21 protein-coding genes are annotated in these 19061 nt (G+C 43.5%); 18 read left to right on the top strand and 3 right to left on the bottom strand.

Annotated features, from left to right (window positions below):
• Window positions 1-416: 416 nt before the first annotated feature.
• Window positions 417-1238: an MIP/aquaporin family protein gene (locus RXX31_RS08035; protein ID WP_317588587.1), complete on the bottom strand. Its 822-nt coding sequence runs from the start codon at window positions 1236-1238 to the stop codon at window positions 417-419.
• Between the two features lie 147 nt (window positions 1239-1385).
• On the opposite strand from RXX31_RS08035, the gene RXX31_RS08030 reads away from it, so the two are divergent.
• The 16 genes from RXX31_RS08030 (at window position 1386) to RXX31_RS07955 (ending at window position 16876) form a co-directional block, all read left to right on the top strand.
• Window positions 1386-2660, top strand: coding sequence for a 1-propanol dehydrogenase PduQ (locus RXX31_RS08030; RefSeq protein ID WP_317588585.1), 1275 nt, complete (start codon window positions 1386-1388; stop codon window positions 2658-2660).
• A 122-nt stretch (window positions 2661-2782) separates the two neighbouring features.
• Entirely contained in the window at window positions 2783-3475 is a 693-nt protein-coding gene (gene pduL, locus RXX31_RS08025) for a phosphate propanoyltransferase (protein WP_317588584.1), read from the top strand.
• 3 nt (window positions 3476-3478) lie between these two features.
• Window positions 3479-4300 carry an ethanolamine utilization protein EutJ gene (eutJ, locus tag RXX31_RS08020; RefSeq protein ID WP_317588583.1) on the top strand — a complete coding sequence of 274 codons (822 nt, stop codon included), beginning with the start codon at window positions 3479-3481 and terminating at the stop codon, window positions 4298-4300.
• A 6-nt stretch (window positions 4301-4306) separates the two neighbouring features.
• Window positions 4307-5002: a hypothetical protein gene (locus RXX31_RS08015; RefSeq protein ID WP_317588582.1), complete on the top strand. Its 696-nt coding sequence runs from the start codon at window positions 4307-4309 to the stop codon at window positions 5000-5002.
• Window positions 5003-5014: 12 nt separating this feature from the next.
• Entirely contained in the window at window positions 5015-5278 is a 264-nt protein-coding gene (locus tag RXX31_RS08010) for a EutN/CcmL family microcompartment protein (protein ID WP_317588581.1), read from the top strand.
• 31 nt (window positions 5279-5309) lie between these two features.
• On the top strand, window positions 5310-5774 hold the full coding sequence (locus RXX31_RS08005) for a heme-binding protein (protein ID WP_317588579.1): 465 nt from the start codon (window positions 5310-5312) through the stop codon (window positions 5772-5774).
• Between the two features lie 72 nt (window positions 5775-5846).
• Window positions 5847-7073 carry a propionate kinase gene (gene tdcD, locus RXX31_RS08000; protein ID WP_317588577.1) on the top strand — a complete coding sequence of 409 codons (1227 nt, stop codon included), beginning with the start codon at window positions 5847-5849 and terminating at the stop codon, window positions 7071-7073.
• Window positions 7074-7089: 16 nt separating this feature from the next.
• The gene (locus RXX31_RS07995; protein WP_317588576.1) at window positions 7090-8460 is read left to right on the top strand and encodes a 4Fe-4S dicluster domain-containing protein; all 1371 of its coding nucleotides are present in this window, start codon (window positions 7090-7092) and stop codon (window positions 8458-8460) included.
• Window positions 8457-9005, top strand: a complete 549-nt coding sequence (locus tag RXX31_RS07990) for a BMC domain-containing protein (protein WP_264906094.1) — start codon at window positions 8457-8459, stop codon at window positions 9003-9005. The genes RXX31_RS07995 and RXX31_RS07990 overlap by 4 nt, the downstream gene beginning before the upstream one ends.
• A 489-nt stretch (window positions 9006-9494) precedes the next feature.
• On the top strand, window positions 9495-9776 hold the full coding sequence (gene grpH, locus RXX31_RS07985; protein ID WP_014232056.1) for a propanediol utilization system shell hexameric protein GrpH: 282 nt from the start codon (window positions 9495-9497) through the stop codon (window positions 9774-9776).
• 21 nt (window positions 9777-9797) lie between these two features.
• Window positions 9798-10592: a propanediol utilization microcompartment protein PduB gene (gene pduB, locus RXX31_RS07980; RefSeq protein WP_317588575.1), complete on the top strand. Its 795-nt coding sequence runs from the start codon at window positions 9798-9800 to the stop codon at window positions 10590-10592.
• Window positions 10593-10640: 48 nt separating this feature from the next.
• Window positions 10641-12239 (top strand): aldehyde dehydrogenase family protein, encoded by a 1599-nt coding sequence (locus RXX31_RS07975; protein WP_317588574.1) that lies wholly within the window; start codon window positions 10641-10643, stop codon window positions 12237-12239.
• A 47-nt stretch (window positions 12240-12286) separates the two neighbouring features.
• Window positions 12287-12586 (top strand): BMC domain-containing protein, encoded by a 300-nt coding sequence (locus tag RXX31_RS07970; RefSeq protein ID WP_317588573.1) that lies wholly within the window; start codon window positions 12287-12289, stop codon window positions 12584-12586.
• A 189-nt stretch (window positions 12587-12775) separates the two neighbouring features.
• Entirely contained in the window at window positions 12776-15325 is a 2550-nt protein-coding gene (gene grpM / locus RXX31_RS07965) for a glycyl radical diol dehydratase GrpM (protein WP_317588570.1), read from the top strand.
• A gap of 66 nt (window positions 15326-15391) precedes the next feature.
• Window positions 15392-16309 carry a glycyl-radical enzyme activating protein gene (locus RXX31_RS07960; protein ID WP_317588569.1) on the top strand — a complete coding sequence of 306 codons (918 nt, stop codon included), beginning with the start codon at window positions 15392-15394 and terminating at the stop codon, window positions 16307-16309.
• Window positions 16310-16495: 186 nt separating this feature from the next.
• Window positions 16496-16876 carry a VOC family protein gene (locus tag RXX31_RS07955; protein ID WP_065296941.1) on the top strand — a complete coding sequence of 127 codons (381 nt, stop codon included), beginning with the start codon at window positions 16496-16498 and terminating at the stop codon, window positions 16874-16876.
• A gap of 148 nt (window positions 16877-17024) precedes the next feature.
• On the opposite strand, the gene RXX31_RS07950 is transcribed toward RXX31_RS07955, so the two are convergent.
• Entirely contained in the window at window positions 17025-17264 is a 240-nt protein-coding gene (locus RXX31_RS07950; protein ID WP_317588568.1) for an RNA-binding protein, read from the bottom strand.
• A gap of 250 nt (window positions 17265-17514) precedes the next feature.
• On the opposite strand from RXX31_RS07950, the gene RXX31_RS07945 reads away from it, so the two are divergent.
• Window positions 17515-17805: a YkgJ family cysteine cluster protein gene (locus tag RXX31_RS07945; protein WP_317588605.1), complete on the top strand. Its 291-nt coding sequence runs from the start codon at window positions 17515-17517 to the stop codon at window positions 17803-17805.
• Between the two features lie 125 nt (window positions 17806-17930).
• Here RXX31_RS07945 and RXX31_RS07940 read toward each other — a convergent pair whose 3' ends face one another.
• A complete protein-coding gene (locus RXX31_RS07940; protein ID WP_317588567.1) occupies window positions 17931-18491 on the bottom strand; it encodes a TetR/AcrR family transcriptional regulator in 561 nt (186 codons plus the stop codon).
• Window positions 18492-18586: 95 nt separating this feature from the next.
• Here RXX31_RS07940 and RXX31_RS07935 point away from each other — a divergent pair, with 95 nt between their 5' ends.
• Window positions 18587-19039 carry an HPP family protein gene (locus tag RXX31_RS07935; RefSeq protein WP_317588566.1) on the top strand — a complete coding sequence of 151 codons (453 nt, stop codon included), beginning with the start codon at window positions 18587-18589 and terminating at the stop codon, window positions 19037-19039.
• Window positions 19040-19061 lie beyond the last annotated feature (22 nt).

Here is a 19061-nt window from a genome sequence, read left to right as displayed (position 1 = left end):
CGGGAGCAAACTTCATGATTATCGCATCTCACTGTTTTTATGTTCAGAGGTGTCGCACTTCGTACTTGAATCCAAGACATATTATTGCGTGACTGGGGTGATTCGAATTTATTTACTTAAATAAAGTTTACAAATACTTATATACCAATACGATTGTAGATCATCTACATATTCCAAATCCCAAATTACGTTCAAATACCTCTCTAAAATTCCCCCGAAAACAGGCTATATGTAATTGCTGTTCAGCGTCGCTGTCAGTTGTCGAATGAGGCAGGTGAATTATAATGCGGAATTATGAATATCATGGAGAACTATTTAATAATGCCCAAGTCTTTATGAACAATATTTGTATAAAATATACTGTCCAAAGCTTGGGCACTGTTAAAAGGAGACTAACTATCGAATGTCTGAGTATTTTAACTCACAGACTCTGATTCTGTACTTTGTACTTCATTCGATGGTTTAGTTACATATTGATCGATTAAATAGCGATAACCGGCACCACCAATACACGCACCAATAAGAGGGGCGACAATTGGAACGATCATATAAGGAATATCTCTTGCGCCAGTGAATGTCATTTCTCCCCATCCAGCAAAGAAAGTGAATAGTCTAGGCCCGAAGTCACGAGCGGGGTTCATCGAGAAACCCGTTAACGGCGCTGCAGCTGCACCAATAACAGCGACCAAGAGACCAATTAACAATGGTGCTAGTGCTCCTTTTGGCACGCCATTACCATCATCGGTCAGTGACAATATCAATGACATCAATGTTGCTGTTAGGATCACTTCGACTATTGCAGCATGAAACACAGTGATAGAAGGGTGAGGAAAAGTAGTAAAAATGCCTGCTAGTGCCAGGCTCTCTTGAGAACCTCTCACGATATTATGCGCCGCCTCGTAGTCCGTAAATAAATTTTGGTAAATGAAGTAACAAATGGTAGCACCGAAAAATGCACCGGCTGTTTGTGCAATGACGTATGGAAGAACTTTTCGTTTTTCAAAGTTTGCAAATAAGAATAAACCAACAGTCACTGCAGGATTCAAATGCGCGCCAGATATTCCCGCGGTTAAATACACAGCCAGTGCAATGCCTAAGCCCCAAACAATCGCTATTTCCCATAGACCAAAGTCAGCACCTGCCAGTATCGTTGCGCATAAACATCCTGCACCAAAAAATATAAATAATCCAGTACCAAAGAACTCAGCAATGCACTGGCCTCTTAGAGTTTTATCCATAATTAAACCTTATTTTTGTTAAATTAATAGGTAGGGTATTACTAAATGTTTGTGTTTGATTTACCACCAATTAAGTATATATTTGGTAGGGTGTAAAATATTGTCTGATTTTACTTTTTTACATGAAAAATTTGCTCTTTGAATTAGATGATTACTGGTTTATTACCAGACTATATTTTCTTGTCTTTTTATTCTATTGGACAGCAAAATTGTCCTAGATATAGTCAAGTTCTTATAAGCGTCGTTATATCGATTGGTGTTAAATTAAAAATAACTCAAAGATCAATGGAAAGTGAGAATTTAATGACTCGTCGATTTTTTTCCGTACCCGATGTGTACTTTGGTACAGATGCGGTTTCATCATTAGAACGCTTCAATTCAAAAAAAGTAGCTATCGTAACCGATGCTTTTATGGTCTCTTCTGGCAAGGCGCGCTCTCTAATTAAAGCCATGCCCTATGCGAATGTTTCGGTTTTTGGCGAGGTGAAACCAGATCCAAACACAGCCGTTATTATTGCGGGTGTGCAGCAACTCAAGTCATTTCAGCCTGATGTCATTATTGCATTAGGTGGCGGTTCTTCGTTAGACGCAGCGAAGGGCATTAAAGTGACGTTAGAAGAGCTGTACCAAGGCAATAAAATTGAACTGATTGCGATTCCAACGACAAGTGGATCGGGCTCTGAGGTGACCTCATATGCGGTTATTTCTGATTCCTCCAATGGAAAAAAGTATCCGCTGGTGTCTTCCGATCTCTTACCTGACGCCGCTATATTAGATCCAGAGTTGGTGTTAAGTGTCCCCCGTGTTGTTGCTGTTGATACTGGTATGGACGTTTTAACTCATGCAATCGAAGCCGTTGTTTCTACTGATTCGAATGACTTTAGTGACGCGCTTGCTGAAAAAGCTATCTATTTGGTTGCGACTTATTTGCCACAGGTTGTTGAAAATGAGACGGCTATTGAGCCTCGTGAACATATGCACAACGCATCATGTATGGCTGGTATGGCATTTAATGCATCAGGACTGGGTTTAGTTCATGGAATGGCGCATGCATTGGGAGGAACTTTACATATCTCGCACGGCAAGATTAACGCTATGTTATTGCCGTTAATTATTGACTTTAACGCTGAGGCGGGCGATTCGGATATTTTGCATAAATACCATAAATGTGTCCGTTTAATGAATATCAATGTCGACATTCCGTCATTAGCAGCCAAAGAACTATCGGCGGCTATTCGTGATTTAAACCGACAGTTTCAAATTCCTTCATCCTTAACTGAACTTGGCAAAAGTCGACATGAAATAGAGCGCACAAGACAGGCAATTATTGATTCAACATTGGCAGATGCTTGCACGGCAACCAATCCTAGACAGCCTTCAGCAAGTGACATTGATAAGTTGCTCACAAAAATAATTGGTTAATCTGGATCGTTTTGTCACAGCTGATTTTTGTTAGCAAAAAAGTCCTTATTAAAGGCAAACAATATGGCTGATTACAAATTATTGTAAGACGAGTCGCTTCCTCTAAGAATGGTAAAACTATTATGAACTCAATTAAGGAACAGGCAGAATTAATTACTCAGCAAATAATGAAAGAGTTATTTGGACAGTCGGCCACTCAATCTTCGAACCAGAATGTGGCAGCACATAATATAAGCGATCAATTAGTTGTACCTATTGGTATTTCAAATCGACATGTGCATTTAAGCAGAGAAGATATGGATGCGCTGTTTGGAGTTGGTTCAGAACTTACTCGCTTTAAAGCGGTAAAACAACCTGGGCAATATGCCGCTGAAGAAGTGGTCACGCTAAAAGGCCCTAAAGGTGAGCTACAACGTGTTCGAGTACTTGGCCCATTGCGCAGTGAAACACAGGTAGAAATTTCTATTGCCGATGGTTTTGCGCTGGGTGTGAGAGCGCCCGTGAGAATGTCAGGTGATTTAGAAAGTTCACCAAGCATCGAGCTTATTGGTCCTAGAGGAAAGGTTATTAAGGATCATGGCGTGATCGTGGCTTGGCGACATATCCATATTTCACCACAAGATGCCGAATCTTTTGGCCTTAAAGATGGCATGGAAATCGATGTGGAAACTCAAGGAGATCGTGCCGGAATTCTGCGTAACGTTGTGGTTCGCGTGAGCAACGATGCGGTGATGGAAATGCATATTGACGTAGAAGAAGCGAATGCATTTGGCCTGAAAAATAACGATTGCGTGACGCGCTACCTAGTGGGATAAGCCATGTCTGATTCAACTTCTTACAAACGACTAAAAAAACTCGCCAAACTGGTCAAGGACGAAAAGTGCCTGAAGAAAAAAGGGCCATTTAAAGTTGGTGTTGACCTTGGCACTGCGAATATTGCGATCGTGGTTGTCGATAGGAACAACAACCCGGTAGCGGGCGCGAGTTATCCATCTAAAGTTGTCAAAGATGGCATAGTGGTGGATTACATCACTGCGACTAAAGTGGTTTCGATGTTAAAGCAGAAAGTTGAACAAGGGCTAGGCTGCACATTAGAAAAAGCCGCTACTGCTATTCCTCCTGGTGTCTCTGAAGGCAGCGTAAAAGTCATTGTGAATGTGGTTGAATCTGCTGGGTTTATTGTAACCAATGTCGTCGATGAGCCAGTAGCAGCCGCTTGTGCATTAAATCTGGAAAGCGGAGCGGTGGTCGATGTCGGTGGTGGTACGACGGGGATGAGTATTTTAGATAACGGTGATGTCATTTTCAGTGCTGATGAACCGACGGGTGGCTCTCATATGACATTAGTTTTATCGGGTGCGATGGGGCTTGAATATGATGAAGCCGAAACAATGAAGAAAGACTCACAGCATGAACAACAAGTATTTTCTGTTGTGCGTCCTGTCGTAGAAAAAATGGCGAGTTTGGTTTCGTTATGGCTTAAGACAAATTCTGCACAGCAGCTGTGGCTCGTTGGCGGTGCAACCAGCTTCAGTCAATTTTCAGAAGTGTTTACTAAAGTGACGGGTATTGAGTCTCTCTCCGTTCCTGAGCCATTGCTGGTTACTCCGTTAGGAATAGCAATGAAAGCGACGGAGTAAGGCGTTATGGAAATAAAAGACTTAACCGTCATGATCAGTCAGATTGTTGATGACATCCTAGAGAAAAAACGCCAACGCTCAAAAGTGATTCGAGTGATTTTAACCGGTAATGAACAGGAATCATTGCTCGATACGCTCAACTGCATTAAAGCACTATATCGTTCAGGTTATGGTATTGCTGTGACGCTTTCCCATACCGCTAATAACTCTGTTATTAAATCTGTATTTTTACGTTGGCAGCAAGAAGGGGATATTGAGTTCTCGATGGACTCATATTTACCTGATGATCTATCAGACGATTATTATGGTCTCTTTTTTCCAGCCATATCAATGAACAGCTTAACGAAGCTGGCGTTATGTATTCGAGATAACTTAGCAACGAGTTGGGCTTTTCACGCGTTATTAAATCGAAAGCCGATAACCGCAACATTAAATCATGAATATCAAACTATTGTAGAAAAAACCTCGGGTGCGTTAATTGAGCAATATTCGGCTTATTTAAACAAGGTAGAAGATTATGGCGTCAGTTTTATTGGCAAGCCTAATGTGTCTTCTATTGCGAATCACTCATTAATAACGTTAAAAGACGTAAAATTACTGCCAGAACACCAATCTTTACTCATTGAAAAAAATACGATCATTACGCCGTCAGCTAAAGAAGAAATTGCCCGTCGTCGTATCTTTATTGAAAGAGTCAATTAAGGGGAAATCATTATGTATTTAGCAAAAGTCACCGGGGCGATTGTATCAACCACTAAACATGAATCATTGAATGGCAATAAGTTGCTCATTGTCACGCGTTTAGATGAACAAAACCACCCAACCAGCGAAACGGAAATTGCCATTGACTGTGTTGGTGCCGGCAATAGTGACATTGTTGTCGTAACGACAGGAAGTTCCGCTCGTAATAGCAGTACGCACTCTAATTCTGTTACCGATGCGGCCATTGTTGGCATTGTTGATTCTTTAGAGCCGTAAGCGTGTGAAGTGTGTTGAGTGAGGCCCAAATATGAGTAATAGATTTTCAGAGAGTCAAAGTACCCAAGCAATAACACTTGGTGACAGTAGCAAAAATACTCACCTGATTTTGCAAGATATCATGCGACTCGGTCAATTTGCCTGTCAGGCCGCAGAAAGAGTGGGCATTGATATTGTTTTCAGCTTTGTCGATCAGGTTGGGGCAGAGCGGTATTTCTTTGTCATGGATGATGCGCTTCTGGTTAGCCATGAACTGGCAACACAAAAAGCCTGGACAGCCGTTGCTTTAAAGACGCCTACATCAGATTTGGCTGTGAAAATATTGCCAGGCCAAAGTTTATACGGATTACAAAATTCGCCCAAAGTATGTTGTATCGGAGGTGGGGTGCCCATCTGGAAAGACACTCAGTTACTTGGGGCCATCGGTATTAGCGGCGGAACTGTAGAACAAGATTGTGCTATTGCTCAGGCAGCGATTTCACTTTTCACTCGATAATTAGCCGAAAGCTAAAAAATCACCGTTTTCAAACCCCATTGTTTTTCAAATTTATTCGCTCTTGAGGTAATCATGTCGTCAGAATCTCGTGTTTTAGTTATTAATTGTGGCTCATCTTCGATGAAATTTTCTGTTTTACCAACAGGGAAAGATGAGCCTGTTTTGTCGGGCATTGCAGAAAAGTTAGGCTTGTCCGATGCGTTTATTTCAATCAAAGATTCTGAAGGAAACAAGACGCTCTTTGAATTACAACAAGGCACCCATGCCGCAGCATTAGAAAAACTATTTGCAACCATGTCGAGCTTAGAACTAATGGACTCGTTATGCGCCATCGGCCACCGAGTTGCGCACGGTGGTAGTGAATTTAGTGACTCTGTACTTGTTACAAATGAGGTCATTGAGCAAATAAACCAGTTGTCTGAGCTCGCTCCGCTGCATAACCCAGCCAACCTGGTTGGGATTAAAACAGCAATGTCGCTATTGCCGAATATTCCAAATATCGCGGTATTTGATACCGCTTTTCACCAAACGATGCCAGAAGATGCGTATACCTACGCGATTCCTCTTGAGCTTAGAGATGAACATAAAGTGAGACGTTATGGTTTCCATGGTACCTCTCATCGTTTCATTGCCTTAGAAACCGTTAAGCGTCTGGAACTTGATGCAAATAACAACGGCATCATAGTCGCGCATCTTGGCAATGGTTCTTCTGTTTGTGCGGTTAAAAATGGGAAGAGTGTCGATACATCAATGGGAATGACACCACTGGAAGGCCTGGCGATGGGCACGCGCTGTGGTGATTTGGACTTTGGTGCGGCGGTTTATATCGCTAATCGTACCGAACAATCATTGGATTCTGTGTATAGCTTAACCAATAGCCAGTCTGGTTTATTGGGGGTTTCTGGTCTTTCAAGTGACTGTCGTGAGTTGGAGCAGGCTCGCTTACAAGGTAACGAACGAGCAGCGTTAGCCATAGATGTTCTCGTTCACCGTTTAGCGCGTCATATCGGTGGTCATTTAGCGTCGTTAGATCGTATTGATGCTTTGGTGTTTACCGGTGGTATTGGTGAAAACTCAGTGTTGATCAGAGAGCTGACGGTACAAAAACTCTCGGTATTTGGCTTTAAATTAGATAAAGAGAAAAACGCGTCAACAACAAGAGGTAAATGGGGCGTTGTATCAACACAAGACTCACCCGCGATTGTTGTTTTGCCAACCAATGAAGAAAAAATGATTGCGCAAGATGCCGCAGACTTAGCCAAGCAACAGGTAAATGAAACGGTCAAAAAAATTGCTTAATCGTTGAGGCAATATGATGAAAGAACAACACACTATCAGCCAGTCGTATCTAGACCAGTATGATAAAAATACCATTATTGAAAGAGTGAAAAATGCAGCGGTTGTCGGTGCCGGTGGCGCAGGTTTTCCCACCTATGTGAAACTGCAATCTGACGCGGAAATTTTCCTCGTCAATGCGGCAGAATGCGAACCGATGCTAAAAGTGGATCAACAATTGATGGTCGTGAAAGCGGCTGAAATGATTCGTGGACTCGGTTATGCGATGAAAGCTACAGGAGCGAAAGAGGGCGTAATAGCATTAAAAGCCAAATATCAAAACGCGATTGATGCATTAACCCCTTTATTGGCGCCGAATATGCGTATCCATATTCTCAAAGATGTTTATCCAGCGGGGGATGAAGTCATCACCATTTGGATGGCAACTGGTCGTCGCGTTCCGCCAGCACAGTTACCGATAACGGTCGGTGTGATTGTAAATAATGTACAAACCCTGATTAATGTCTGCCACGCGGTAGAACATGAACAAGGCGTTTTCGAGCGTACACTTACGATTAATGGTTGTGTGAAAAATCCAATGACCATCACTGTCCCTTTAGGCATCTGTTTTCAAGAACTGCTCGAGTACGCAGGAGGGGTAACCATTGATGAGTTTGCGGTTATTAACGGTGGGCCAATGATGGGCGCATTAGTTGAAGATTTAAATCAATGCGTGACTAAAACCACCGGGGCACTCTTAGTGTTGCCGCGTGATCATATTTTAATTCAGCGTCGTCTGAAAACGGATGAGCAAATTCTTAATATGGCGAAGACGGTCTGCGAACAGTGTTCACTCTGTACCGATTTGTGTCCGCGTCACTTAATTGGCCATGAAATTGCACCGAACCTGGTGATCAGAGCAACGAATTATAAGGATTTGGCCAAGCCATCCACCTTCTTATCGGCATTAACGTGTTCAGAATGCAGTTTGTGTGAGGGTTATGCCTGTCCCGTTAATATTTCTCCGATGCGAGTGAACAAAATATTGAAGCAGCAACTGCGTGCACAGGGCGCTCGATATAGCGGAGAGCTAAGAGACGCTGATCCGATGGCAGAATACCGTCTGGTGCCGACGTCGCGCTTAGTTTCTCGATTGAATTTAACACCGTATTACCAAGATGCACCGATGCTTCCGTTTGACTTACCTTACGAGCAAGTCAAGGTCGCGATTAGCCAACATATTGGTGCCGCAGGTCATCCGATTGTAACGGTTGGCGATAAAGTGGAAGCCGGGCAAAAGCTTGTCGAAGCGAAGCCTGATGCCTTGAGTTTAGGTGTGCATGCAAGTTGCAGTGGTACCGTGAGTTCGGTTGACGCTCAATATATTACTATTCAAAGGGGTAGAGGATGAAAGATACCATTGGTTTGCTTGAACTGAGCAGCATTGCAAAAGGCGTCGAAGTCACAGATAGCATGTTAAAAAGTGCGAGTGTCGAAGTGCTGAGTTCGAAAACGATTTGCCCGGGTAAGTATATTGTCATGATTACCGGTGATGTGGGCGCTGTCCAACAAGCAATCGATCATGGTGAAATGTTAGCAGGGCACTTAAAGGTGGACAGCTTTATTCTACCTAAAATTGATCCTAGTATTTTACCCGCTATTTCAGGAGTAACGCCTGTTGAAGCAAAGGGCTCGGTCGGGGTTGTCGAAACCTTTAGTGTCGCAGCCTGTATTGCAGCGGCAGATGAAGCAATGAAAGCGGCGAATGTGACCTTAGTTCGAGTGCATATGGCATTTGGCATTGGCGGTAAGTGTTATTTTGTTGTCAATGGCGACATTGGCGATGTTAATAATGCCGTCAAAGTCGGCTGTAAGAGCGCCGGAGATAAAGGGCTACTGGTACATAGTATGGTGGTGGCTAAGCCACATCCAGATATGTGGCAGCACCTTATTTAAGGCTGTTACTGCGGAATGTTACCGTTTTGTCTATTTTATTTTTCGTCTCAATGAGAACAGTAAAATGTCATTGATCTGTTATTTATTTTTGACTTTCGGTCACTCTGAATTAATATCGCCATTATTAATTAACAGGACAAATTTGTCCTGTTTTTTATATTCAGTAAATATTTAATCTAAATTTTATTGATAAGCCTAACTGTCGAGCGCAACTTTATTTCACTTATTTACCCGTCACCACTGCGCAAAACCCTATTCACTCTATTATCTCATCTAGCTCCTTCCTTTAATTAAAAATTTTATGTGAGATAGATCGCTGTAAATTATTGCCTTTCTCTTCTTTGTTCAACAAAAGAATCCTCATTCGAGGCAAAACATTTTGTCTCAGTACTTTTACTATGAAATCGCTTAATGAATAAGGCAAAGCCTACAAGCTCTTATAGGGATACTTTGCCAGAAAAGTCATCATTTAAAAAACTCGAGGTATTTATGCAACAAGAAGCTCTAGGTATGGTTGAAACAAAAGGTTTGGTTTCTGCAATTGAAGCTGCGGACACCATGGTTAAGTCAGCAAACGTAACACTAGTGGGCTACGAGAAAATTGGTTCAGGCCTAATCACAGTAATGGTTCGTGGTGATGTTGGTGCGGTCAAAGCGGCAACGGATGCTGGCTCCTCTGCTGCTAGCAAAGTCGGTGAACTTGTTTCTGTTCATGTAATTCCGCGTCCACATACTGAAGTTGAAAAAATCTTGCCAAAAACAGTTCAGTAATAGAACGGAAGGAAATTGACGATGAAAGATAATTTTGTTGAACAGATCATTTCTGAGGTCATGAACAAACAACAGCCAGCACAACAAGAACAAGCGACTCCTGCGGTGGCACGTGTCGCCAACTGTGGTCTGACTGAATTTGTTGGAACCACTGACCTAGGGCGCACTATTGGTCTTGTTGTTGCTAGTGTTGATAGCCAGTTACATGAAGTGATGAACATCGATAAGAAATATCGCTCTATCGGTATTGTTGGCGCTCGTAATGGTGCTGGTCCACATATTTTTGCTGCGGACGAAGCGGTAAAAGCAACCAATAGTGAAGTTGTTGCTGTTGAACTTGCTCGTGATACAGAAGGCGGCGGTGGTCATGGGTGCTTAATCATTTTCGGTGCTGATGATGTATCCGATGTACGTCGCGTTGTAGAAGTAACACTGTCTGAAATCAACCGCACTTTCGGTGATGTTTATGGCAACGTTGCAGGCCACCTAGAATTCCAATATACCGCGCGTGCAAGCTTTGCACTTAACAAAGCGTTTGGTGCGCCAATTGGCAAATCATTTGGTATGACTTGTGCGTCACCAGCAGCGATCGGCGTTGTTATTGCGGATGCTGCGGCGAAATCTGCTGTGATTGATCCAATCGGTTATTCAACGCCAGCCAAAGGCACTTGTTTTAGTAACGAAGTGACGTTTACGTTTGCCGGTGACTCAGGTGCCGTTCGTCAGGCAGTACTTACCGCTCGTGATGTAGGCCTACAGCTACTTGGTACTATGGACTCAGCGCCGCTTCAGTCATCTACAACTCCTTATATTTAAATTTCAAGCGACACCTGAAATTCAATTTTGTTGTAAGGAGTAGGAAGAATGAATGAACAAGAAATTGCTCACGCCGTTGAAAACGTATTGAGCAAATATACAAACGTTACGGCGCAGAACGCAGAGCCAGTTTCATCCAGCTCAAACGCCAGTTTAGAGAGAATCGTTTCTCAAGCTTTGGCCGCCAATATGGTGAAACAACCAGAAACTCAAACTGCGCCCGATTTAAACAGCAATATTGAGAATATCGTTTCTCAAATACTGGCTGAAAATCAAGCGAAGCCTCAGAGTGTTCAATGCCAGATTGCTAATCATGGCTCGACAGAATACTTAGGGTGTTTTGCGTCAATGGAAGAGGCGATCAGCGCCGCTTCACATGCTCAAGTCCAATACCGTCATTGTACCATGGGCGATCGCGCAGCCTTCGTCCAAGGTATTCGAGAAGTGTTCACTCAAGAGGATGTGCTTGAAAAAATCTCTCGCATGGCTGTCGAAGAAACGGGCATGGGCAATTACGCGGATAAGGTTACGAAAAACCGTATTGCAGCAACCAAAACACCAGGTACTGAAGATCTAGCTACTTCAGCATTAAGCGGTGATTCAGGCCTGACATTGACTGAATTTTCTGCTTACGGCGTGATCGGTTCAATCACACCAACGACGAACCCAACTGAGACCATTATTAACAACAGTATTGGTATGTTGGCAGCAGGGAACACGGTTGTTTACAGCCCACATCCACGTTCTCGTAACGTCTCACTCGTTGCTGTTGATCTGATCAATAGAAAACTGGCTGAACTCGGCGCTCCGGCAAACTTGGTGGTGACGGTTTTAGAGCCGTCGATTGATAACACAAACGCAATGATGAACGACCCTAGAGTCAATATGCTTGTTGCGACTGGTGGCCCGTCGATCGTGAAAACCGTGATGTCTACTGGTAAGAAAGCGATCGGTGCTGGTGCAGGTAACCCTCCAGCTGTGGTTGATGAGACCGCGAACATCGAAAAAGCAGCAAAAGACATTATTAACGGCTGTGCGTTCGACAATAACTTGCCGTGCATCGCTGAGAAAGAAGTCATTGTTGTCAATGAAGTCGCCGACTACTTGATTCATTGCATGAAGAAAAGTGGCGCTTATCTACTGTGTGACAAACAGAAGATTCAACAACTGCAATCGCTGGTTCTGAACGAAAAGGGGACAGGCCCTAATACTTCTTTCGTCGGTAAAGGCGCTCGCTACATCCTGGATAAATTGAATATTCAAGTTAGCGATGACATTAAAGTGATTTTAATCGAGGCAGAAAGAAATCACCCATTTGTTGTACATGAACTCATGATGCCGATTCTGCCCGTTGTTCGAGTTGAAAACGTAGATGAAGCGATAGACTTGGCAATTAAAGTGGAGCATGGCAACCGTCATACCGCAATCATGCACTCTACTAACGTTGAGAAACTAAGCAAAATGGCTCGTTCAATTCAAACCACAATTTTTGTGAAAAACGGTCCATCTTATTCAGGTATCGGTGTTGGTGGTGAAGGTCATACAACATTCACTATCGCAGGGCCAACGGGCGAAGGCATTACATCAGCTCGCTCTTTTGCCCGCTACCGTCGATGTGTCATGGTTGAAGCATTGAATATTCGTTAACTGATTGAATATTAATGTGACTAAGTTAAGAGATAGGCAATAGAACGATGAAAACACGCATAATTAACGCACCAGGGCCAGATACTCTTGCGATGCTCAAACGCCGTGTGTCCTCGGAATTTCGTCAGCGCCTGGGTCTGATCCGTATTGATGCGATTGGATTAATCATGTTGCCCATCCCTGATCTTTACTACTGTGCCGATTTGGCGAGTAAGTGTGCGGATGTCGCGGTGACGGAAATCACAGGTACATGCCCTCAGCACGTCACCGCACTTGCCATCTTTGGGGAAGTTTCAGCGGTGAATGAAGCGATGCGCACTATTGAAGATGACTTGAGCAGCTTTTAATGGATTAACGATAAAGAAATAGGTGAAGGCATCAATGCGGAAAGCACATCCTTCAATATTGCGCAATTTCTTTCGTTTTTCGTTCACGAAGCAGTAGCAATATTTACCCAAATACAGAAATTGCCGCACGACAAAATAATTGAAGTCTGATCTCGTGATCTTACTGAATAATAATTACGGAGTAACATTATGTTAGAGAAAGGTTTTTCTAATCCAACTGATCGCGTTCTGCGCTTAAAACAAATGATTCTTGACGCTAAGCCTTACGTTGAGTCTGAGCGTGCAGTTCTGGCAACTGAAGCTTATAAAGCGAATGAGCATCTTCCAGCGATCATGAGAAGAGCAAGAGTGGTTGAAAAGATTTTTACTGAACTACCAGTGACCATTCGTAAAGATGAATTGATTGTTGGTGCGGTAACGATTAACCCTCGTTCAACGGAAATTTGCCCTGAGTTCTCTTACGATTGGGTAGAAAAAGAATTCGAAACAATGGAACACCGCGTAGCGGATCCATTCATTATTGAGAAGAAAACTGCCCAGGAACTGCACGAAGCATTTAAATACTGGCCTGGGAAGACAACCAGTGAGTTAGCTGCTTCTTATATGTCAGAAGAGACCCATGAAGCGATGGGCGCGGGCGTATTCAGTGTAGGTAACTACTTCTATGGTGGTGTTGGTCACGTCTGTGTCGACTACGGTAAAGTCTTGCGAGTTGGTTTCCGTGGCGTAATTGAGCAAGTAAAGGAAGCGTTAGACAAGTTAGATCGTACAGAACCGGATTTTGTTAAAAAAGAGCAGTTCTACAACGCAATTATCATTAGTTATGAAGCTGGTATTGTTTACGCACATCGCTATGCAGATGAAGCCGCGCGTCTAGCTCAAATCGAATCTGATCCACAACGCAAACGCGAACTGGAACAAATCAGCCAAAACTGTCGTCGTGTACCTGAGCATGGTGCAACAACGTTCTGGGAAGCATGTCAAACCTTCTGGTTCCTGCAAAGCATGCTGCAAATTGAATCAAGCGGCCACTCTATCTCTCCAGGACGTTTTGACCAGTACATGTACCCATACCTAGAAGCAGACAAATCAATTGATCCAGTATTTGCTCAAGAGCTGGTGGATTGCTGCTGGATCAAACTCAACGACATCAACAAAACTCGTGATGAAGTCTCAGCGCAAGCATTCGCCGGTTACGCGGTATTCCAAAACCTATGTGTTGGTGGTCAAACTTCAGAGGGTAAAGACGCGACTAACGCACTAAGTTATATGTGTATGGAAGCGACCGCGCACGTGCAGTTGCCTGCACCTTCGTTTTCTATTCGTGTATGGCAGGGTACGCCGGATGAGTTCTTGTTCCGTGCCTGTGAAGTAGTTCGCCTTGGTCTTGGTGTCCCTGCAATGTATAACGATGAAGTTATCATCCCGTCACTACAAAACCGTGGCGTGTCGCTGGCTGATGCTCGTGATTACTGCATTATCGGTTGTGTAGAACCACAAGCACCACACCGTACTGAAGGTTGGCACGACGCTGCGTTCTTTAACCTGGCTAAAGTACTAGAAATCACGCTAAACAGCGGTCGAGCAGACAACAAACAAGTTGGCCCTGTGACCAAAGATATGACTCAGTTTACCGATATTGAAGACTTCTTTGATGCATTCACAGCGCAAGTTAAGTACTTCGTTCGTAAGTTGGTTGAAGCTTGTAATAGTGTCGATATTGCGCATGCTGAACGTTGCCCACTGCCTTTCCTTTCTGCTCTTGTTGATGACTGTATTGGTCGCGGTAAATCACTGCAAGATGGCGGTGCAATTTATAACTATACAGGTCCTCAGGCGTTCGGTGTCGCAGATACTGGTGACTCTGTTTACGCCATGCAGAAGCAAGTCTTTGAAGATCGCAAGCTGACAATGACAGAGCTTAAGAGTGCGTTAGATGCGAACTTTGGCTATGCCGAAGGCGGTTGCGCACCAGCGGCTGGCCGCATGTCATTAGATGAAAAAGACGTCTACAACGTGGTTCAGCAGATTATCGCGCAAAAAGGATCGCTAAGCCCTGAAGCGATTAAACAAGAAGTGCTTCGTCAGCTATCGAATGCACCTGCACAAGCTGCGCCAACGTCAGGTAACATTTCTCGTCACGAAGAAATTCGCCTTATCTTAGAAAGTACGCCTAGCTTCGGTAACGATATTGATGATGTCGACTATGTGGCTCGCCGTTGTGCCTCTATTTACTGTGACGAAGTAGAGAAATACACCAATACTCGTGGTGGTCAGTTCCAGGCTGGTATCTACCCGGTATCCGCTAACGTTCTGTTTGGTAAGAATGTATCTGCATTGCCAGATGGCCGTTTAGCGACTAAGCCTCTGGCTGATGGTGTTTCTCCTCGCCAAGGTAAAGATGTTTCAGGTCCAACGGCTGCGGCGAACTCAGTAGCGAAATTGGATCACTTCACCGCTTCAAACGGTACCTTGTACAACCAAAAATTCTTGCCTTCTTCACTAGCTGGTGAGAAAGGATTGCGTAACTTCAGCGGTCTGGTAAGAAACTACTTTGACCGTAAAGGTATGCATGTACAGTTTAACGTTATCGACCGTGAACGTTTACTAGACGCACAGAAAAACCCACACCTACACCAAGATCTCGTTGTTCGAGTTGCGGGTTACAGCGCTCAATTCGTGGTACTAGCGAAAGAAGTTCAGGACGACATTATTAGCCGTACAGAGCAGCAACTATAATACTCAAAATAAAAAATAGGTCGCGATGTAGCGGCCTATTTTTATCAAAAATAACGAGAAACTGTCATGAATAAAGTCGATTACACTGCTGAAGGGGTCTTGTTTAATATACAGCGATATTCGTTACATGATGGACCAGGAATTCGAACCATTTCTTTTTTTAAAGGATGTCCACTTTCTTGTAAATGGTGTAGCAACCCTGAATCACAACAAGCCAAGCCGGAACTGATTTTCAAAGCGAGCGACTGTGTTAGTTGTGGAAAATGCATTGATGTCTGTAAAGCTGGAGCGATTTCTCGCTCAAACCCACATTTTATAGACCGAGAAAAGTGTATTGAATGTGGCGCTTGTGTTGACGTTTGCCCAACTGGTGCGCTTGAAATCAAAGGAAAGAGAATGAGTGTTGAGCAAGTGTTGCTTGAACTCAAAAAAGACGAAAACCTATTCCGTAGAGCAGGTGGCGGGATTACTTTGTCAGGTGGTGAACCATTAGCTCAACCTGAATTTGCGAGAGAGCTACTTAAAGGATGTAAAGAAAAAGGCTGGCATACCGCGATTGAAACTACAGGCCTTGGTTCGAAACAAGCCATAGAAGAAGTGTTCCCGTGGATTGACCTAGCGTTGGTCGATATCAAAGCTATTAATCCTCATGTTCATAAAGAGGGCACAGGTGTTGAGAATCGAATCATTCTGGAAAATATCCTGCGCATTTCATTTATTACCAAAGTAGTCGTACGTGTTCCTGTTATTCCAGGGTTTAATGACAACGAAGAAGAAATCCAGGCGATTGGTGAGTTCGCACAACTCATGTCAAATGTCGATACTATTCACCTTCTTCCGTACCATAGTTTCGGTGAAAACAAATATTCTCTGTTAGGGCGCATTTACCCTATGCAAGATACGGCATCGAACCCTGATGAAAAAATCCAGCAATTAAAACGTAAAGTAGAATCCATGGGATTTGCCTGCCATATCGGTGGTTAATACGACGCTCAATCGGAGGAAGCAGATTCGGTGCTTGCTCCGCATTTACCCTTTGCATTTTGTTTATATTAGCAAAATTTAAAATACTATATTACGTGCTTCACACCTTAACAAAATAGCCATAGACTTCAGAAAGTTGCTATAGCAGAGTGGTTTCGTTCAACAACAATCAAAAAGGACGTATAAATGTTCAGTCACGTTATGGTTGGCTCAAATGATGTCGATAAATCCAAACAATTTTATGATGCGATCTTGTCGGTGCTTGGTTACCAAGAAGGCGTCTTAGATCCACACGGGCGTTGCTTCTATTTTCACCCTGAGGGCACTTTTGCTATTACTGCGCCAATCGATGGAGAAGCAGCAACTTCAGGTAATGGTATGACTATTGGCTTTAAAGTGGACAGCCCTGAATTAGTAGAGCTATGGCATAAAGCGGGTCTGGAAAGTGGTGGTGTTGAGTGCGAAGATCCTCCAGGTGTAAGAACCATGGGACCACGTGAGATGTATCTTGCCTATTTACGTGATCCAGCGGGTAATAAGCTTTGTGCTACCCACATTATGGCTTAAGCAAAATCGCTTTAAATTAAAAGCTGAGTTCAGATTCGCAACGTATGGCATTTGGTCCTGCGTTGCGTTTGTATTATGAGAATAAGAAAGGGGACGGAGTAAAGAACGGAACCCTTTAACGCATGGTTAATCAGGCTCCGAGGGCGGCTTAGTCTTGCGCGAACTTAACTCTGATTTTGCTCTTAGCTACGTTCGTGTGATGAAGGTTTTCAAGAGCATTTTTCGCTTCATCCTCATTCGGCATTTCAACAAAAGCGAAGCCTTTAGATTGCCCCGTTTCTTGGTCTAATACCAGGTTGCACTCATTGACGGTGCCGTAGGCTGAAAAAAGAACACGAATTTCATGCTCGGTCGTGGTTCGCGCAAGGTTGCGGACTAAAAGTTTCATAGTGTTTCGCCTGTAGTAAGTTGTGACCATTGTCTCAGGTATATTCTGACAAACCAAGTAAAGAATCGTAGTCCCAGAAGAGGGGAAAGCCTAACAGGTTGTTTGTCGTGCAGTTTATGACGTTTTGGCTGAGCGTAACGCCTGCAAACTAGCCAGTTATATCGATGGCAACGTAAATATTTTTTATAAAGTGCCAAAAGCCATAGTAGATTTAAGGTATCATGCACGATTGACGAAATTGCAGTTACTCATGAATATATCGATTAAAAACACCTCGCCAGAAACTCCGTCCTGTTCAAATTGCAAAGCCTGTTGCTGCCGCCTTGAAGTGATGATCATTTCTGATACTGGCGTTCCAGAACAATTCATTTCCCGCGACCAGTATGGTGGTGAAACCATGATGAGACTGGATGATGGTTGGTGTGCGGCTTTGGACAGAGAGACGTATATGTGCACCATTTATGAAAACAGGCCGTGGATATGTCGGGAGTTTGAAATGGGGTCCTATGAGTGCATTGATGAAAGAGTAAAGTTCCTATAAGTCAGGTAGTTATACGCATATAGTGCCATTTCTCTATGGCACCTCGTCTCAAACAGCCGCTTTCAGTTAGCTATTTCGGTCTTGTTGACTTGGTGGGTCAGGTGCGTCCCTTCGACGATTTGTCGTTACTCTGTTCTACCTTCAATTCTGTGTAGAATTTGAATGCATTTATTGGCGACGTCTTGTCCATTCCCACTCATGTGTGCAGTGACAATTGCTCCTTCTTTCATCAAGCAGATCGCATCAATTAATGAGCTATCGTTGCTTTGTAAATGATTGGCAATGATGTCTCGGACTTCTTTTTTATGCTGCCCACAAAAGCGGGCGACTTCGCTATTTAAATCACTAAACTCGGCAGAAGTGTTGATAAAAAAACAGCCTCTGAATTTACCTAACGCTGGTTCTTGACTGCTGAACCAACTCGCCAGCGCAGAAAATAACTTATCTATCACTTCTTTGTCTGATTTGGCCCCAGACAGTTTTTGATCCAGCCAGAAGGAAAACGTCTCGTGTCTTTGTTGCAAAGCGGCTAACACCAACGCTTCTTTACTTGCAAAGTGGCTGTAAAGTGTACGTTTGGCGACACCGGATACATTCACTATTTCATTGATTCCAATCGAGTTAATCCCGTTGGTATAAAAAAGGGCTAACGCGGTATCGATAAGTAACTGACGTTTTTTGCTCATAAGAGGCTCCTCCGTGAAAAGTAGTTTGACAAAAGTAGACCGATTTGTCTATTTTATGTTGGTAGACAGATTGGTCTACTTTTTGGGAGGTTAGAATGAAAAATATTGGATTGTCTATTATCGCGGGAATGGGAGCATCTCTTGCGATTGGCATGTTGTCTTTTTTTGATGCAACGATGAGTGATGTCGCATTGCTTATGGCTCCGTTTGGTGCCACAACCGTTCTTGTCTTTGGTGTGCCAGATAGCCCTTTGGCTCAGCCTAAAAACGTTATTCTCGGACACTTGATTACGGCTTCTGTTGGGGTGCTGTTCACGCAGTATATTGGTGTTTCACCGCTGACACTGGCGCTCGCGACGGGTCTAGCCGTGAGTCTAATGCTTATTACCAAAACGACGCATCCACCAGCTGGCGCAAATCCGTTGTTGATTATGCTGTCAGGGCAGGGGTGGGCTTTCCTTATCACACCAGTTTTGGTCGGTGCGGTTCTCATTGTTGTAGTGGGGAAAAGTATGCAAGGGTTGCTCAGGCAGTGGGTAAAAAGCTAAAGTTCTAATAATAGGTTATGTG

Origin of the sequence: Vibrio sp. EA2 (assembly GCF_033042495.1) — a bacterium.
In the GTDB taxonomy this organism is placed as follows: Bacteria; Pseudomonadota; Gammaproteobacteria; order Enterobacterales; family Vibrionaceae; genus Vibrio.
This window is presented reverse-complemented; position numbering and strand designations above follow the sequence as displayed.

What these genes read in the sequence shown, in the direction of transcription:
- RXX31_RS08035 (WP_317588587.1), bottom strand. Translation starts at nt 1,238, where the DNA reads ATGGATAAAACTCTAAGAGGCCAGTGCATTGCTGAGTTCTTTGGTACT.
- RXX31_RS08030 (WP_317588585.1), top strand. Translation starts at nt 1,386, where the DNA reads ATGATTACTGGTTTATTACCAGACTATATTTTCTTGTCTTTTTATTCT.
- pduL (WP_317588584.1), top strand. Translation starts at nt 2,783, where the DNA reads ATGAACTCAATTAAGGAACAGGCAGAATTAATTACTCAGCAAATAATG.
- eutJ (WP_317588583.1), top strand. Translation starts at nt 3,479, where the DNA reads ATGTCTGATTCAACTTCTTACAAACGACTAAAAAAACTCGCCAAACTG.
- RXX31_RS08015 (WP_317588582.1), top strand. Translation starts at nt 4,307, where the DNA reads ATGGAAATAAAAGACTTAACCGTCATGATCAGTCAGATTGTTGATGAC.
- RXX31_RS08010 (WP_317588581.1), top strand. Translation starts at nt 5,015, where the DNA reads ATGTATTTAGCAAAAGTCACCGGGGCGATTGTATCAACCACTAAACAT.
- RXX31_RS08005 (WP_317588579.1), top strand. Translation starts at nt 5,310, where the DNA reads ATGAGTAATAGATTTTCAGAGAGTCAAAGTACCCAAGCAATAACACTT.
- tdcD (WP_317588577.1), top strand. Translation starts at nt 5,847, where the DNA reads ATGTCGTCAGAATCTCGTGTTTTAGTTATTAATTGTGGCTCATCTTCG.
- RXX31_RS07995 (WP_317588576.1), top strand. Translation starts at nt 7,090, where the DNA reads ATGAAAGAACAACACACTATCAGCCAGTCGTATCTAGACCAGTATGAT.
- RXX31_RS07990 (WP_264906094.1), top strand. Translation starts at nt 8,457, where the DNA reads ATGAAAGATACCATTGGTTTGCTTGAACTGAGCAGCATTGCAAAAGGC.
- grpH (WP_014232056.1), top strand. Translation starts at nt 9,495, where the DNA reads ATGCAACAAGAAGCTCTAGGTATGGTTGAAACAAAAGGTTTGGTTTCT.
- pduB (WP_317588575.1), top strand. Translation starts at nt 9,798, where the DNA reads ATGAAAGATAATTTTGTTGAACAGATCATTTCTGAGGTCATGAACAAA.
- RXX31_RS07975 (WP_317588574.1), top strand. Translation starts at nt 10,641, where the DNA reads ATGAATGAACAAGAAATTGCTCACGCCGTTGAAAACGTATTGAGCAAA.
- RXX31_RS07970 (WP_317588573.1), top strand. Translation starts at nt 12,287, where the DNA reads ATGAAAACACGCATAATTAACGCACCAGGGCCAGATACTCTTGCGATG.
- grpM (WP_317588570.1), top strand. Translation starts at nt 12,776, where the DNA reads ATGTTAGAGAAAGGTTTTTCTAATCCAACTGATCGCGTTCTGCGCTTA.
- RXX31_RS07960 (WP_317588569.1), top strand. Translation starts at nt 15,392, where the DNA reads ATGAATAAAGTCGATTACACTGCTGAAGGGGTCTTGTTTAATATACAG.
- RXX31_RS07955 (WP_065296941.1), top strand. Translation starts at nt 16,496, where the DNA reads ATGTTCAGTCACGTTATGGTTGGCTCAAATGATGTCGATAAATCCAAA.
- RXX31_RS07950 (WP_317588568.1), bottom strand. Translation starts at nt 17,264, where the DNA reads ATGAAACTTTTAGTCCGCAACCTTGCGCGAACCACGACCGAGCATGAA.
- RXX31_RS07945 (WP_317588605.1), top strand. Translation starts at nt 17,515, where the DNA reads ATGAATATATCGATTAAAAACACCTCGCCAGAAACTCCGTCCTGTTCA.
- RXX31_RS07940 (WP_317588567.1), bottom strand. Translation starts at nt 18,491, where the DNA reads ATGAGCAAAAAACGTCAGTTACTTATCGATACCGCGTTAGCCCTTTTT.
- RXX31_RS07935 (WP_317588566.1), top strand. Translation starts at nt 18,587, where the DNA reads ATGAAAAATATTGGATTGTCTATTATCGCGGGAATGGGAGCATCTCTT.